General features: G+C 47.0%; 14 protein-coding genes. All 14 read right to left on the bottom strand.

Features of this window, described 5'->3' with window-relative positions; translation table 11 throughout:
- Positions 1 to 14: 14 nt before the first annotated feature.
- The 14 genes from CHA6605_RS26670 to CHA6605_RS26605 all read right to left on the bottom strand — a co-directional run bounded on the left by CHA6605_RS26670 (position 15) and on the right by CHA6605_RS26605 (position 15045).
- Positions 15 to 254 carry a hypothetical protein gene (locus CHA6605_RS26670; RefSeq protein ID WP_015162486.1) on the bottom strand — a complete coding sequence of 80 codons (240 nt, stop codon included), beginning with the start codon at positions 252 to 254 and terminating at the stop codon, positions 15 to 17.
- Entirely contained in the window at positions 251 to 2014 is a 1764-nt protein-coding gene (locus CHA6605_RS26665) for a S8 family peptidase (protein ID WP_015162485.1), read from the bottom strand. Before CHA6605_RS26665 ends, CHA6605_RS26670 begins: the two co-directional genes overlap by 4 nt.
- Positions 2015 to 2370: 356 nt before the next feature.
- Positions 2371 to 3279, bottom strand: coding sequence for a thylakoid membrane protein ThyD (gene thyD, locus CHA6605_RS26660; RefSeq protein ID WP_015162484.1), 909 nt, complete (start codon positions 3277 to 3279; stop codon positions 2371 to 2373).
- Positions 3280 to 3336: 57 nt separating this feature from the next.
- Positions 3337 to 3936, bottom strand: coding sequence for a neutral zinc metallopeptidase (locus tag CHA6605_RS26655; protein WP_015162483.1), 600 nt, complete (start codon positions 3934 to 3936; stop codon positions 3337 to 3339).
- 335 nt (positions 3937 to 4271) lie between these two features.
- Positions 4272 to 4952: a 2-C-methyl-D-erythritol 4-phosphate cytidylyltransferase gene (ispD, locus tag CHA6605_RS26650; RefSeq protein WP_015162482.1), complete on the bottom strand. Its 681-nt coding sequence runs from the start codon at positions 4950 to 4952 to the stop codon at positions 4272 to 4274.
- A gap of 140 nt (positions 4953 to 5092) precedes the next feature.
- Positions 5093 to 6265: a serine hydrolase gene (locus CHA6605_RS26645; protein ID WP_015162481.1), complete on the bottom strand. Its 1173-nt coding sequence runs from the start codon at positions 6263 to 6265 to the stop codon at positions 5093 to 5095.
- Positions 6266 to 6367: 102 nt separating this feature from the next.
- Entirely contained in the window at positions 6368 to 7168 is an 801-nt protein-coding gene (gene proC / locus CHA6605_RS26640; RefSeq protein WP_015162480.1) for a pyrroline-5-carboxylate reductase, read from the bottom strand.
- Positions 7169 to 7239: 71 nt separating this feature from the next.
- Positions 7240 to 7821 carry a cell division protein SepF gene (locus tag CHA6605_RS36695; protein WP_015162479.1) on the bottom strand — a complete coding sequence of 194 codons (582 nt, stop codon included), beginning with the start codon at positions 7819 to 7821 and terminating at the stop codon, positions 7240 to 7242.
- Between the two features lie 664 nt (positions 7822 to 8485).
- Positions 8486 to 9154, bottom strand: a complete 669-nt coding sequence (locus tag CHA6605_RS26630; RefSeq protein ID WP_015162478.1) for a YggS family pyridoxal phosphate-dependent enzyme — start codon at positions 9152 to 9154, stop codon at positions 8486 to 8488.
- A gap of 108 nt (positions 9155 to 9262) precedes the next feature.
- Positions 9263 to 9535, bottom strand: a complete 273-nt coding sequence (gene pipX / locus CHA6605_RS26625) for a transcriptional coactivator PipX (RefSeq protein WP_015162477.1) — start codon at positions 9533 to 9535, stop codon at positions 9263 to 9265.
- 248 nt (positions 9536 to 9783) lie between these two features.
- Positions 9784 to 11157 carry an anthranilate synthase component I gene (locus tag CHA6605_RS26620; RefSeq protein ID WP_041548475.1) on the bottom strand — a complete coding sequence of 458 codons (1374 nt, stop codon included), beginning with the start codon at positions 11155 to 11157 and terminating at the stop codon, positions 9784 to 9786.
- A 92-nt stretch (positions 11158 to 11249) separates the two neighbouring features.
- On the bottom strand, positions 11250 to 12140 hold the full coding sequence (locus CHA6605_RS26615) for an energy-coupling factor transporter transmembrane component T family protein (protein ID WP_015162475.1): 891 nt from the start codon (positions 12138 to 12140) through the stop codon (positions 11250 to 11252).
- A gap of 118 nt (positions 12141 to 12258) precedes the next feature.
- Positions 12259 to 13617, bottom strand: coding sequence for a ribosome biogenesis GTPase Der (der, locus tag CHA6605_RS26610; protein WP_015162474.1), 1359 nt, complete (start codon positions 13615 to 13617; stop codon positions 12259 to 12261).
- A gap of 381 nt (positions 13618 to 13998) precedes the next feature.
- Positions 13999 to 15045, bottom strand: coding sequence for a 3-deoxy-7-phosphoheptulonate synthase (locus tag CHA6605_RS26605; RefSeq protein WP_051038980.1), 1047 nt, complete (start codon positions 15043 to 15045; stop codon positions 13999 to 14001).
- Positions 15046 to 15458 lie beyond the last annotated feature (413 nt).

Raw genomic sequence — 15458 nt, 5'->3', positions numbered from 1 at the left:
GAGTTTGTAGAAATTTATTCTACTGAAGATGGGTTTTCCAAAATCTCAAAAGAATTGACATTTAAGACCTTACCAATCATTGCCAGGGTCATCACATCGTCATTTAATGTGCCTTGAACCTTGACGTGCAATCCAGCCTGACGCAGATCGCGCGGACAATCTAGCAACTCGTAAGTAGTCCCATCCTCAGCCACTAATGCCCAAGCACCAGTACCAAAACCTCTATGTTCAATTCCACCGATCGCTGTAATCATACTGTTTGAGAATCTCCTCTCGCCGCGAACCTTGCTAAACCAAAACATAACAACCCATTCACTACTAAGAAACCACGGGCAAGCCCGCCGTCGCCTAATACCCAGACATGGGGATCGATTACCGCATTCACCAACAGACAAGCTGCTACACCCAGACTAGTCCCCACTGCAAACCATTTTCCAGCAGGAAGCGACCAACAGACCACAAGTAATAGTAGCGGAATTAGGACACTTGCGAACACAGGATTTAAAATACTGTTACCTGAAATTGCATTACCTAATTCGGGAATCGAACTGCCAAGGACTCGAAATGGTGCTTGTGGTAAATCGAATATATACAATCCTTTGAGGAAAAACAACCCACTACTGCCAGCAATCAGACCGCTAGACAGTGGCAAGCCAAAGGGGAGGTAATTGCGAATTAAGAAAGCTAGCAAGTAAGAACCTAATACCATGGCGACTTTTGGTAATAGGGCAATCGCGCCACCATCGATCCAAAACCGGAGGTTGAGATAACCATTATCGCGCAACCAACGGAAGAAATCATTGAAGGTGATCTTGCCTTTTTGGGCGAGTTTGACGGCAGCGGCGGCGTCTAAATGTCCCGCACCGTAATAATTTTGCGGATCGGCGTCAATTTTGCGGACGGATTGTTGTAAAACTGCTAAGACTTCATCGGGAGCGGTGACGCCTGTAGATTTAATTAAAGCGGCTACCCCAGCGACGTGGGGAGCTGCCATACTGGTACCTTGGAAGCCAGAAATAATCGGCTGATTGGTACTGGGGTCGATCGTTTCTTGCCAGATTTTGCTGCCGTGTCCACCACCTGGAGCGGCAATATCTACACCCGCACCATAGTTAGAAAATTCGGCTTTCTCGCCTTGAGCATCTGTGGCGGCAACACTGATGACGCGGGCGTAACGGGCAGGATAAGATGCCGAGTTATTATTTTCATTACCAGCAGCGGCAACAATGACGACGCCTTTGTTGTAAGCATATTCGATCGCCTCTTTCATGACTTGACTTTCGCCACCGCCGCCTAGACTCATGTTGATGACATCGGCTTTGTTATCGGCGGCAAATCGAATTGCTTCGGCGATATCGCTAATCGTGCCCCCACCTGCGGCTGATAAGACCTTGAGGGGCATGATTTTGGCTTCGTAGGCAACTCCAGCCACACCATAGCTATTGTTGGTAGATTGGGCAACAGTGCCCGCTACGTGGGTGCCGTGTCCATTGTCATCTTCGGCGTTGACTCGATCGTTTACAAAATCATAACCCGCGACAAATTCGGTCTTATCTAAGTCGGGAACTTTGCTGACACCTGTATCGATAATAGCGACAGTAATGCCTTTACCGCGATTTTCTTCCCATGCTTGTTCGGCATGAATATTGTGTAAATGCCATTGTTTACTGTACTGAGGGTCGTTGGGAGCAACTGTAGAGCGATAGATATAGTTTGGCTCGATCGCTTCTGTATCTTGGCTCAGGCTCGATGCGCGCAGTTTGTCCAGTAATGCTCGATCGCCTTTGACGGTATATGTATGCTCGGACTGAGAAAATTGACTATTCAGACGTGGGGCGATGTGATATTCAGTACCCAATCGTAGCAATTGGTTTTCTATTTCTCTAGCAGGAATATTCTCTTTAAAGTCAATAACTAGGGAGTCAAATTCTCCTTTGGTTGCCAATCCTGGGAAGTTAAAGATGGCAAACCCCATGCCTAGACAAAATAAGCACAAGATTAACAGTTTCCGCATATACCGCGATTGCTCATTTTCTTAATTAGTATCACCAGCATAGCTCAACATTTTGGTTTCCGCAGTGACTGGGTAACGATCTTTAACTAGTGGATGAGTGGATGAGTAGATGGGTAGATGGGTGAATGGGTGGATGGGTACCTCCTCACTCCAGTTCCTAAAGCCTAATCCCTAATCCCTATCCACTATCCACTATCCACTATCCACTATCTACATCATCTTCGGAAACTCCCTGGCTCCATTAGTACTCTAAAAATCTAGTCGCCAATCGCACGACTCAAATTTATAGCAATAATGGCATTAGATTTATTACAACAGGTCAAGTTTTCAGATTTGTGATGAAAAAATGATTTTATCTAACCTAAAATCGCTTTGAGGGCTGGTTGAAGAGTAGGATATTCAAACTCAAAGTTTTGCCCTAATGTGTGGTTAGGGACAACTTGTTGGCCTTGCAGAACGACGATCGCGCCTTCGCCTAACATGGCTTCGAGGGCAAAATTAGGAACGGGCAACCAGGAGGGGCGGTTCATGACGGTGCCTAATGTCTGGGCAAAACTTGCCATCGTGACGGGGTTGGGTGCTGTGGCATTATAAACGCCTTGCATTTGCGTATCGGTAATGGCTTGAATTATCAATTTGACGACATCATCGCGGTGTACCCACGAAAACCACTGCTTGCCACTACCGATCGGGCCGCCGACAAAGGCACTAAATGGTGCTAACATCTTGCCCAGCGCGCCACCATTTTCGCCCAGAACGATTCCCAAACGGACGATAACTAGTCTAGTTCCAGTCGCTGTTACGGCTGTAGCGGCTGCTTCCCACTTAGTGCATACTTCGGCTAAGAAATCCGTTCCCGCCGGACTATTTTCATCGAATTTAGCAGTTTCGCTAGTGCCATAATAGCCGATCGCGGAAGCATTAATTAGGACTGAAGGTTTGACGCTGGCGGCAGCAATTGCTTCGACGATTTTTTGAGTGCCGATTTGCCGACTTTCTAAGATCGTGCGTTTTTGCTCCGGCGTCCAGCGTTTTTCGGCGATCGGTTCTCCAGCTAAATTAACCACAGCATCGCAGCCAGAGAGCGACTCTTGCCACTCCCCCGATTCGAGAGGGTTGTAGCCGACTACCTGTGCTTGGGGAAAGCGGTTGCGCGCCTGCTGGAGACTCCGCGTCAGTATGACAATTTGATGCCCCTGTGCTTGGAGTCTCTCGACTAGCCGACTGCCCACAAATCCAGTCGCTCCCACGATCGCAATCTTCATGCTGTATTTAAATTAATAGTTATTCTCCTTGATTTTCGCACTTATACCTGAGATTTTCTACCGCACCCGACAAGCCGAAATCCCATTCTTTTGAGACGCCTGAAAGCCTAAAAGTACTGCTTTAGCACGCTGTTCGGGGGTACCGTGATGTTGGCGATTGTTAAATTCATAATCCCCAACCTGATAGGCAATCTCGGCAATTTGCTCGATATCTTGACGATCGAATGTGACATTCGGCATCGCACCCATATAAAAACCTGCCAAGCAGTCGGCCTGAAGTTCGATCGCGGTAATATTATTGGGTCTAAATCCGCCGATTGTCTGTGCGGCATGAGCATATTCATGGGCGAGGATGTAGGCTAATGCCGCATCTCCATATTTATAAGCCATCTGAATATGTTGCTGGGTAATATAAATCGTATTGTTACGGGTACAGTAAAGACTGCCACCGATCCGTCCGCAGGGACTAGAGACCCCATTGGGTACATTCCATCTCACTTTCGGATTCGCTCGGGTCGTATCTACTTGACGCAATCCCAAATATACAGCTTTGAGAACAACTTCTGGCCCAAGCTGTCTTGCCTGGAGTGGGGCATGGGTGGCAATAGTGGTAACAAAGGCAAGGCTAACGCGAGTGAGGAATTTCCCCAGGTTCATATGGGTGTAGGGGTGGGAGGGTGGATGGGACTTTAGGCTTTAGGCTTTAGGGTTTCGGCTTTAGGCTTTAGGTTTTAGGGGTAGGCTTTAGGCTTTAGGGTTTAGGCTTTAGGTTTTAGGCTTTAGGGGTTAGTGAATTAGGGATTAGGCGTTGCTGGATTGATGTATGAAAGGCTAGGCAGGAAAGCGGGGGAGCGCGCATCAAGACAGCGGGGAGAAGAGATTGCCAAAGTAAGAAATCATACCTGAAATCAGCAACGCCAGGGATTAGTGAATCAGCAGGGAGAATTAGCAAGACGCAAGCGTCTTCAATCCTCATGCCTAATGCCTAAAGCTTAACCCCTACTCTTAAGAATAAATTCCGCGATCGCTAGATCGACTGGAGTGGTGATTTTAAGGTTGGTTTCTTCACCGGGAACGATGGTGACGGGGAGACTGCATTTTTCAAATAATGCGGCGTCGTCAGTGACTTCCCAGCCGAGGTCGCGTCCTTTGTCGTGACAGGCTTTGAGCAGTTTGACCTCAAATCCTTGGGGTGTTTGAGCTGCCCACAGATTGGATCTGTCGGGGGTATCGATAACGATGCCCGTATTATCTACAACTTTAATTGTATCTTTTACGGTAACGGCGGCAATTAATCCGGGACAGGTGGCAAGAATGGCGGCACATCGATCGAGTAAATCTGGTGTCGCTAGGCATCTAGCCCCATCGTGAATTAATACTCGCTCTGCTTCATCTGGTAATTCCTGCAAGCCGTTATAGACCGATTGTTGCCGAGTAGAGCCACCTTGGATAAATTGGACGGGTTTGGATATAAATATGTTGCTGAGAATATTTTCGAGATCGGCTCGATCTTCTGGCTGTCCGATAATGCCAATCCAACTAATCGATGTTGCATTTTCGGCAGCAATTAACGTCCAAGCGAGTAAGGGTTTGCCAAGTAGGGTAATTAGGAGCTTATTACGATCGCTCCCCATCCGTTTACCCATGCCAGCGGCGGGAATTAATAAGTGCATGATAGTAGATAGGCTTTAGGCTTTAGGCTTTAGGCTTTAGGCTTTAGGCTTTAGGCTTTAGAACTGCGTTCTCTATTCTCTCACTCCCAGTCCTCGCATCCCTTCACACTATCCATTACCTATTCACTATTCCCTATTCCCTATTCTCTAGTCCTAATAAAGACCGTTTTCGGAAACCCCGCATCTGCTTGGGGATTAGGTGTGGCGGTGGGGAGCGGACGCGAGAATTGTTCGTAGACGATTTTGGACATGCTGCGGACTAAGGCGGGGCCATCGGGGTCGTTGTAGGGGCGTTTGGCGATGACTGCGGCGAGATATTTTTTACCCGATGGTAGCTCGATCGCGCCGACATCGGCAATTGTCGAGCCGATATCGCCTGTCTTGTGGGCAATTTTCGCGCCTGCACCCAAACCTTTGGGCAACATCGTGTTGCCTATGGTGTTGCTCATGATGCTGAGAATTTGGCTTGTTGACGAATCTGAGAGCAGTTTACCACCGTGGGGCGATCGCGTTGGCGGATCGATCGCCATCATCGTTCGGGCTAATTCTCTAGGTGTGGTAGTATTTTTACCTTCGAGATCTGGCAGGGGACGATTGATGGTCGTCACTTTCAGTCCCCAATTCCGAAAGCGTTGATTGAGTTTGGTGGCTCCGCCTAAGCGGTTGATAATTAGGTTGGTGGCGGTATTGTCGCTGATGGTCATCATCTTGGTGGCGGCGACGAGGATGCTGACCTGCGTTCCCGGTTTTTGCGCTTGCAAATCCCCCGAACCCCCAGCGATCGAATTTTTGTCGATGGTGAGTTTCTCTTCGAGTTGGACTTTCTGGGCATCCACATCCTGAAATAGAGCGATTAAAATCGGTAATTTAATCGTACTTGCCGCAGGCAATACGCGATCGGCTCCCAGTTGGGTATATTCTCCTGAATTTAGATCGACGAATAGATAGCTGGGATCGATTTTATCGCTCCGATTCAGCGTTGCTTGAAGGCGGCGATCGAGTGCGGGAATGATATGAGTGATTTTGATATCTTCGATCTGTGGTAGTGTCGGTGGTAGTACGTGCGGTTCGATCTTGGCCGCCTGTTGGGGTGGATTCAGAATCGAGATCGTGGTACCAGCGATCGTACTGGCTCCCAGTCCACAAATACTCAGCCGCACCAGATGAATGAAGATTGAGACAGATTGTCGGCATTCTCGCTCTTGTGGCGAATTTAACTGCTGAACTTGCTGTCGTTGCGAGTGCGACCGCGAGCGATTTTGTTGACGGGATTTTGGTGGGGAGCGGCGATCGGCACTAGAATTTGAAGCCATAGGTTAAAAATGGGTTAGATATAACCAGTGCTGGCTCGCAGGATGAAAAGCTAGACGAGGCAGCGGGGAGTGGGAAGCGGGTTGTGGGAAAAAAGCGATTCTCTACTTGCCCAACTCCTGCGATCGAGTGGCTGCGGCAATGACAGCTTCAATAAGAGCCGATCGAAAACCTGCTTGCTCTAATTTAGTAATTCCGGCAATAGTCGTCCCGCCCGGACTAGTAACGCGATCCTTTAATTGGGCGGGGTGTATCTGCGATTCATTTAAGAGTGTAGCCGTGCCTAAAACGGTCTGTAATGCCAGCCGATCGGCAATCGGACGAGGGAGACCTGCGGCGACACCGCCATCGGCTAGAGCCTCGATCGCGATGGCTATATATGCAGGGCCAGAACCAGACAAACCAGTCACCGCATCCAGCAAAGATTCTGGCACGGTGATGACTTCACCCACGGCTTGAAAGATTTGGGTTGCTAGTTCTATTTGTGCAGCGTCAACCCGCGCTCCGGCTGAAAGCGCGGTAATGCCCATCCCGACAGTTGCAGGCGTATTGGGCATTGTCCGGATGACGGCTCGATCGGGAAACGCGCCTTCTAGCTGGGCGATCTTGACTCCTGCTAGAATCGAAAGTACTAATTGGGGGTTGTTGCTCAGTGGCGATAATTGAGCCACAACCCGATCGAAGACTTGGGGCTTGATTGCCAGCATCAGGACTGGAGACATTGCCGCCAAATTATTATCATCAGTTACCCCTACTCCATACTGTTGGTGGAGAGCTTCTCGTTGAGAGAGTGTCGGTTCGCTAATGAGGATTTCGGTACTTTGATAAGTACCACCAGCGAGCAGGCGGGATACGATCGCCGATGCCATGACCCCGCCACCGATTACACCTAACTTGACAGCCATAAGTTACTACTTTCAGTTATCGAACAGATTTGGGTACCGATTGTAGTTGCCATCGATTAGGTTGACTAATGTTATTGAGCTGCTTGGATCGGTTCGTTACCCCAGGTGGACAATGGCGTGCTAGTGCGATTGTTGCGAACTGTCTTCTCGATCGGTGTTTGTTGGTTGACCGGATCGTGAATGACGTTTGTCGGAGTGCTAACTTGAACGCAATTGGGCGTGAACAGGAAAATATTATCACCAATCCGTTCATAGTGGCCGTCGATGGCGTATGTTCCACCTGCGACAAAATCCACCGATCTTTGAGCTTCCTCTTGCCGGATCAAGGTCATATTGAGGATCACCGACTTTCTGTGGCGTAAAGCATCAATTACTTGCGGCATTTCTTCAAAAGAACGCGGCTCGATTAAAATCATTTCCGAAACGCCATGAACGATTCCTGGCATCCCGACTACATTATTAATTTTGCTCGCCCCACGCGTTTCGGTAACGCGGCGGAACCCACGACGTTCTTCTTCTACTACGGGTTGTGCGACTGGGGGTTCGGGTGGTTGATATTCGCCACGATAAGCGTCACTATCCGTTTCATCGTAATCACTGTATTCGTCTTCGTTTAAACCCATGAAATCTTTGAATCGATCTAAAACTTTCACTTTTACTACTCCTGCGCCCTGTGATGGTATAGATGCTTTTTGACTGTCAGATACTGATAAATCATGCTCGGAATGGCTAACTTAAAGCTGCCAGCTTAGCAACCCATCGATATGGTCTTTTTGCGTTCGCGAAATGTTCCGCAGGTAAAAAGTAGCATCGGTTGTTGTCTAAGCATAATTACTTAAAATTTACGGATGTACTGCGACCGAACTCACAGGTGTGAGTAGTACAAATACACACGCAATGCCAATCTAGAGAGAATAATACCATGGAATTACAGATATTTAGAAAATATTAAAAAATTAAATTCTCTAATACCCGTATAGGTTTCGTCTACGATAGCTATTTTCCCTTGCCGTAAGTCGCAGCTTTTTGTAACTAGATCTGGCTCGTCAGCCAATTGACGTATAAAATATGTCCACTTATCGAAATCGGTACTGGGTCGTACTATATTTTAAGTAATTGCCTAGTTAGCATTAGGAGTAGTGGTACTCAGACAGCAGAAGTAGGTATTAATACTTAGAGAATACTACTTAACACAGTTTTAGTATTTTAAGACGAGAATAAATTATTGTCAGTCAAACCAACAGCTTTAATTAACATCAATTAAATAAATAGATCGAAACGCACTTTTATTACAAATCCGTGCATAGTGACGATAGTTTAGTTTTCCGTTCGATCGCCAAATATAATACTTCCTAAGCGAATAATTGTCGTACCAGCCGCGATCGCCGAGCGATAGTCTCCAGACATCCCCATGGATAACTCTGTCATCTGGAGCTGCAATCCTGGCTGCTGCGATATCTGATGGCTGAGATCTCGTGCGTTATCGAACAATTCTTGCGTTTGCTCGATCGTCAATCCTAGTGGCGGAATTGCCATCAAACCACTAATTTTGATAAATTCGCAACAGTTTATTTGAGTTAAATCTGCTATTAATTCAGGAATAGTCCAGCCATATTTGTCTGGATCTGGCAAAATCTTAACTTGCAAACAAATCCGAGGACTTTTTGACAATTCGCCAGCAACACGATCTATCTGATGCAACAGTTTGAGGCTATCGACTGAGTGAATCCAGTCAAATATTTGGACGGCTTTGCGAACCTTATTTCCTTGCAAATGTCCGATCAGATGCCAGCAGATATCGGATAAATCGCTCAATTCCTGTTGTTTTGCCTGCGCTTCTTGAATCCGACTCTCACCAAAATCTCGAATCCCAGCGGCATAAGCCTCTCGCATTTGCGCGACAGACACTTGCTTGCTCACTGCCATCAATTTTACCGAAGCTGGCAAATCTCGACGAATAGTCTCAATGTTATGCGCGATCGTCATCTAGGGAATTGGGGATTGGGGATTGGGGGCTGAGGATTGCTCCACTAATATATTTATTATCCTAATTATTCTTCTGTCTGTTGGTGCAATCTCTAGGGTGGCAATGTGTTACCCAGGAAAGTTTTGTTGAATCATGGCTTGTAGCTCTTGGTATTCGAGGATTTGTCCGTTACGTTTGAGGACGCGGATACGGTTATCGAGCGTCAACCGCGCATCAGCACGAGTCAGCGGCTGAAACGATAATCCGTCAGCGTTATTGGTAACTAGAAAAAAAATCCGCTGTGCGTATAGAGTGGTAAATAATTCTTGGTTTTCCTCAACAACACAGATGCGATATAGCAAGCCGAAGGTAGGGTGGTTGAGATAGTTTTCGGAAGTCATTAGTTAGGCTTTAGGTGTTAGATGTTAGGTGTAGATAGTGGATAGTGGATAGTGGATAGTGGATAGGGAATAGGGAATAGGGAATAGGGAATAGGGAATAGGTAATGGATAGTGTGAAGGGATGCGAGGACTGGGAGTGAGAGAATAGAGAACGCAGTTCTAAAGCCTAAAGCCTGAAGCCTAAAGCCTAAAGCCTAAAGCCTAAAGCCTAAAGCCTAAAGCCTAAAGCCTAAGCCTAAGCCTACCCCCTAATTTATAATGCCCAAAGCGGCAATTTGAGCGGCAGCTTTCTGAAGAGATTCTTGCCACTCTTGTTGGGGATGACTATCGGCGACGATACCCGCACCAACTTGACCCCATACTGTGCCTCTATGATACAGCAATGTCCGAATCAAAATATTTAGATCTAGATAGCCACGTTTATCTAGGTATCCGCAGGAGCCATAGAACAGATTGCGCTGTAATGGTTCGAGTTCAGCAATAATTTCCATGCAGCGAACTTTGGGACAGCCTGTAATCGTCCCGCCAGGAAACATCGCACCAATGAGATCGATCGAGTCGAACTGGGGAGCTAATTTGCCAGTAACATTACTCACTAAGTGCATGACATGACTGTATCGCTCGATCGAGAGTAATTCATCGACTTTAACGCTACCCCATTCACAGACGCGTCCGAGATCGTTGCGTTCGAGATCTACTAGCATGATATGCTCGGCAATTTCTTTAGTATTAGTCGTTAATTCGATCGCTAACAACTCGTCTTGGGCTTGACTTTGACCGCGTTTTCTGGTTCCGGCAATCGGGCGCGTCGTCGCTTGCTGTTGTTGCAATTTCACCAGTCGTTCGGGAGAGCAACTTACCATCGATCCCCAAGGTGTTTGCCAATAGCTGGCAAATGGTGAAGGGTTGATGCGTTGCAATCTTTGATAGATTTCCCAACTCTCGATCGAGGCTTGGCAACTAAACCGGACGGATAAATTCGTCTGAAAAATATCCCCAGCTTGAATATACTTTTGGGCTTTGTCTATCGATTGGATATATTCTGCTTCGGTGGTGAAAAAATGTAAATCTGTCGCTGTTGTCGCTGCGGGGATCGCTGATACTGAACCGCTAGAAGGCTTAATGTCAATCTCATCAGCTCGATCGAGTTTGGCGATGAGCGCGTCTAATTCTGTGGTTGTATTGGCGGATAAATATAGTACTTGCTCCCAATTATCCACGATTGCAAAAGCAGATGGCTCATACCAATAAGCCACCGGGAAGGGTAGGGGATCTACTCGCCGATCTGGGAGTTTTTCGATTTCCCAGGCTAATTCGTAGCCCAACCAGCCCAACCAGCCGCCAGTGAAGGGTAAATGGGCTGGCAAGCTCGATGTTTGTTGGTTATCGACAGTTGCGAGTAAACCACGCAAACAATCTAAAATTTCGCCGACTGCTGGGGTAAAAAGCTGCGGCTGTTGGTTAATAATTTGTGGTGACCCCGCACAAATCGAGTACCTTGTTAACAAATCGCGCTCGCCATGACTAGGACTTTCTAATAATGTCGCAATCGGCTCGTGTCTGAATAATCGATCGAATATTTGCGAGCCAGTACGATTGTTGAGAGGAAGAGTGGAGTGCAAGGGGGGACGGGGAGAGGGGGAGAGGGGGAGGGGGAGAGGGGGAGGGACAGGGAGAATCGTTATCAACTATCAACTATCAACTATCAACTAACTCAAGCATATTGACCCCCGACAACAATTCTAGCTGCCCAGAAGACAAAGAGAATGGCGATCGCTAAAAAGTCGGTAGTGCCTAATTTTAATTGATGCCATTCAACGTGGTGGGTATTGGGAGTAGTGAAGCCGCGTGCTTGCATGGCGATCGCGATTTGTTCTGCTCTGACTAAGAGATTTTCGATCGCTTTTTCGGCGACAGTCAGCCACACTTTAGCACTATTTTTAAGACCTAATTTTTGCCAATCGATCGCGCGGGTGTATACCGATCTCACTAGGTTTTGGATTTCTTCTAATACCAAGGGAATAAATCTTAAAGCTAGAGTCAGAGTCAGGGTAATTTCAGTCACCGGGACGTTATAGCGGCGCAGCGGTGCCATGAGATTGTCTAATCCTGTGGTAACTTCTTCGGGCGAAGTAGTAAGTAGATACACTGTGACGCTGTACACCGATGTAAAGATCAGCGTACTGGCATAGATCGCATTATCGAGCGATTTTTTGGTAACTTTGAGATGGATAAAACCACTATCAATTTTGAACGATACATATTGATATGGTTGGGGAAATTCTACAGCCGCATCTGGCGGAGAGCGGAGTTGATGAGTGACATTAATACTATCGGGCGCAAAAATACCTACTACGAAAATGATGCTGCCAATGAGTAATAACCAGCCCATCTGTTGTTTGAGTGCCCGCCAGGGAATCCGAGCGAGCACACTAATTAAAACTAACAGGGCGACTAAGCTTAATTTCCAGCTTGCACTAGCCAGCACCGGAGCTAATAAAAAACTCAGCAGCCAGCCGAGTTTAACTCTAGGATCTAGACGATGCAGCCAAGTAATGGGCTGTTCTAAATATAATCCAATGGGTAAGGAGCGGAGGAGATCCATCTACTAGGGGAGAGGGGTGGATGAGTGGATGGGTGGATGGGTAATAGGTAATAGGTAATGGGTAATGAGGTAACCCCCAAAGCGTAAAACCTAAAGCCTAAAGCCTATCCCCTATTCCTTATTTAACTCTAGTCGCACGATTGACGATTTTCTCGCCTTCGCGTTGTTTCTTCCCGCGCCAGAGGAGGCGCAGAGGAGTACCAGCAAAGCCGAGTTGCGTCCGAAACTGGTTTTCGATATAACGACGGTAGTTATCATTAAACCGCGAAGGGTCGTTGACAAATAGAGCGATCGTCGGCGGTTGGGAGCTAACTTGGGTACCGTAATAGATTTTACCCTGTTTACCCTGCCGCGTAACCAGAGGATTATGCCAAGTGGTGGATTCTTCGAGGACTTCGTTAATTACGGCGGTACTGACACGGCGACGGTGTTGTTCGACGGCGCGATCGACTATTTCTAAGATTTTATCAACTCGTTGTCCGGTAAGGGCACTGACGAAGATATTTTCCGCCCATTCAGTGAAGTTGAGCCGACTATTCAATTGTTCTTGATAGTCATAAATCGTGTAGGAATCCTTTTCGACAGCATCCCATTTATTGACCACAATTACACACGCCCGACCTTCTTCGGAAATCCGTCCGGCTAATTTTTGATCCTGCTCGGTGACACCATCGACAGCATTTAAAACCAGGAGGACGACATCACAACGATCGATTGCTTTAAAGGCGCGGTTGATGCCAAAAAATTCTGGCCCATAATCGACGTTTTTTTTGCGCCGAATTCCCGCTGTATCGATCAACCGATAGTTGGCACCATTGCGAGTAATTACAGTATCGATCGCATCGCGGGTAGTCCCAGAAATCGGACTGACGATCGATCGATTTTCACCCAAGAACGCATTGAGCAAACTTGATTTACCGACATTCGGACGGCCGATAATAGCAATCCGCACTTCTGGCTCGTCAACTTCCTCCATGATGGGTAAATGGAGAATTAATTCGTCTAATAATTCTCCCGTACCACTACCGTGAATACTAGAAATGGCATAAGGTTCGCCGATACCCAACTCCCAAAAATCGGCAGTCTGCATCGCGCCAACGGTTTCCGATTCGCACTTATTAACCGCGACAAATACGGGGATTTTTTGTACCCGCAACCAAGAGGCAATTTCCTGGTCGCCACCAGTAATTCCCTGTTGTCCGTCCACCACAAATATCGCCGCACTTGCCTGCGATAGAGCCGTCATCGCCTGTTCGCGAATTAACGGTAAAAATTCGGTTTCGTCATCGAATACGAGTCCACCCGTATCGACGACCACAAACTCACGATCTTGCCAAAATGCCCGTCGATATGTACGATCGCGGGTAACTCCTGGCTCATCATGCACGATCGATTCCCGCGCTCCCGCCAAACGATTGACGAGTGTGGATTTACCCACATTGGGACGACCTATAATAGCAACGATCGGCAGCGACATAAAATTCTGAACACAAGAGAGCAATATTCTAGTTTATCGCGATCGGGTGGAGATTGTGGATAGTTCGGGTACACATTTTACAACTCAAACTAAAGTTACGACTCTACAGCTTTGCTAAAATGATGTGTTATTAACCTTTAGACAATTTATTCTTGAATGAAACTTAATAAGTATCAAATTTTTATTAAACTATGGTTGCTTTACCCGATCGCTTTTAATTCCAAATTCGACGATCGATAGATGGCTTGTGGGTGGTGGAGATCTTACCCACCCACAAGCCCTACGGGTACACCTATCTTGTCGGTTTTTTTATTCGGATGGAACCTCCTAATAAAACCGCCGCTCCGTGGAGGGGATTTTTTTAGATCGTGCTAATTGGGGTTATAGTCGATCGTATGCTGCCATAATAATCCGCTCGGTGTCTGCCCAATTGATACATTTATCGGTGACCGAAACGCCGTATTTGAGCTGACTGAGATCTTCGGGGATCGATTGTCCGCCTTCGTGGAGATTGGATTCCAACATCATCCCTACCATTGAGGTATTGCCATTGACGATTTGTTGGATCGTGCTTTCAAAGACGATCGGTTGGAGGCGATAATCTTTATTAGAATTGCCGTGACTGCAATCGACAACGATGCGGGGTGGTAAATTGGCTTTTTTGAGTTCGGTTTCTGCGGCTTGAACGCTGACGGGATCGTAGTTTGGTTTACCTTCGCCGCCGCGCAAGATAATGTGTCCGTAAGCATTGCCTCTGGTTTGAAAAACGCTAACTTTGCCATGCTTATCGATCCCCAGGAAATTGTGGGGTTGTTTGGCCGATTGGAGGGCGTTTAAGGCTACCTTAACGCTGCCGTCGGTACCATTCTTGAAACCGACGGGCATCGATAGGCCGCTGGCCATTTCGCGGTGGGTTTGGGATTCGGTAGTGCGAGCACCGATTGCCGCCCAGGAGATTAATTCATCGAGGTATTGAGGAACGATCGGATCGAGAGCTTCGGTAGCGGTTGGCAACCCGATTTCAGTGATTTTAATTAGTAAATTTCTGCCAGTATATAAGCCTTTTTCGACATCGAAAGACTCGTTCATATCTGGGTCGTTAATCAAGCCTTTCCAGCCGACAGTGGTGCGAGGTTTCTCAAAATAAACTCGCATGATGAGGAGGAATTTATCTTTGACTCGATCGGCTAAATCTTTGAGTTTGTGGGCGTATTCTTGGGCGGCATCGACATCGTGGATCGAGCAGGGGCCGACAACGATGAATTTGCGATGATCCTGGAAGTCTAAGATTTTTTGAATCTGTTGGCGGTAGTCGAGGATACGTTGTTCTAATTCGGGAGATAGGGGTAATTTTTCCTTAAGTTCTTTGGGCGTGATCAAGATTTTTGAGTAGTTGATATTCGCATCGCCGAGGACGTTAGAATCCATAATATTTTCCAGGCTCTGGATATCCGCATTCTCCAAAGGCGAGTCTGTGCTGACGGATGTTGGATTTTGCATGATGAATGGAGAGACGAAGATAAGTGTGTTGTATGTTTGTTGAAGCGATCGCGACCTTGCTGCCTGGGGATATCGCAGTCTACAATCTTCTTACTCTCATACTGCCAATGTCCGTTCTCGCGATCGCGAAAGGGATCGTCAGGCGTATTTTAGTAATAATCTCATAGCGGAAACGGAAGTAAGCATCGATCGATCTATTGCCCTCAACTGGGCCTAACTAAGTGCTAGATTCTAAATCGATGCCAACTATATAAATACATGAGATCCTAAATATTTGGGTGATTCGGGCAAACTCGATGGCGATGTTTAGTCTGTAATGTACTCAAGGTCATTCACTTGCC

Origin of the sequence: Chamaesiphon minutus PCC 6605 (assembly GCF_000317145.1) — a bacterium.
Lineage (GTDB): Bacteria > Cyanobacteriota > Cyanobacteriia > Cyanobacteriales > Chamaesiphonaceae > Chamaesiphon > Chamaesiphon minutus.
Note: the sequence above shows the minus strand (reverse complement) of the source record. Positions and strands in the feature narration are given on the sequence as shown.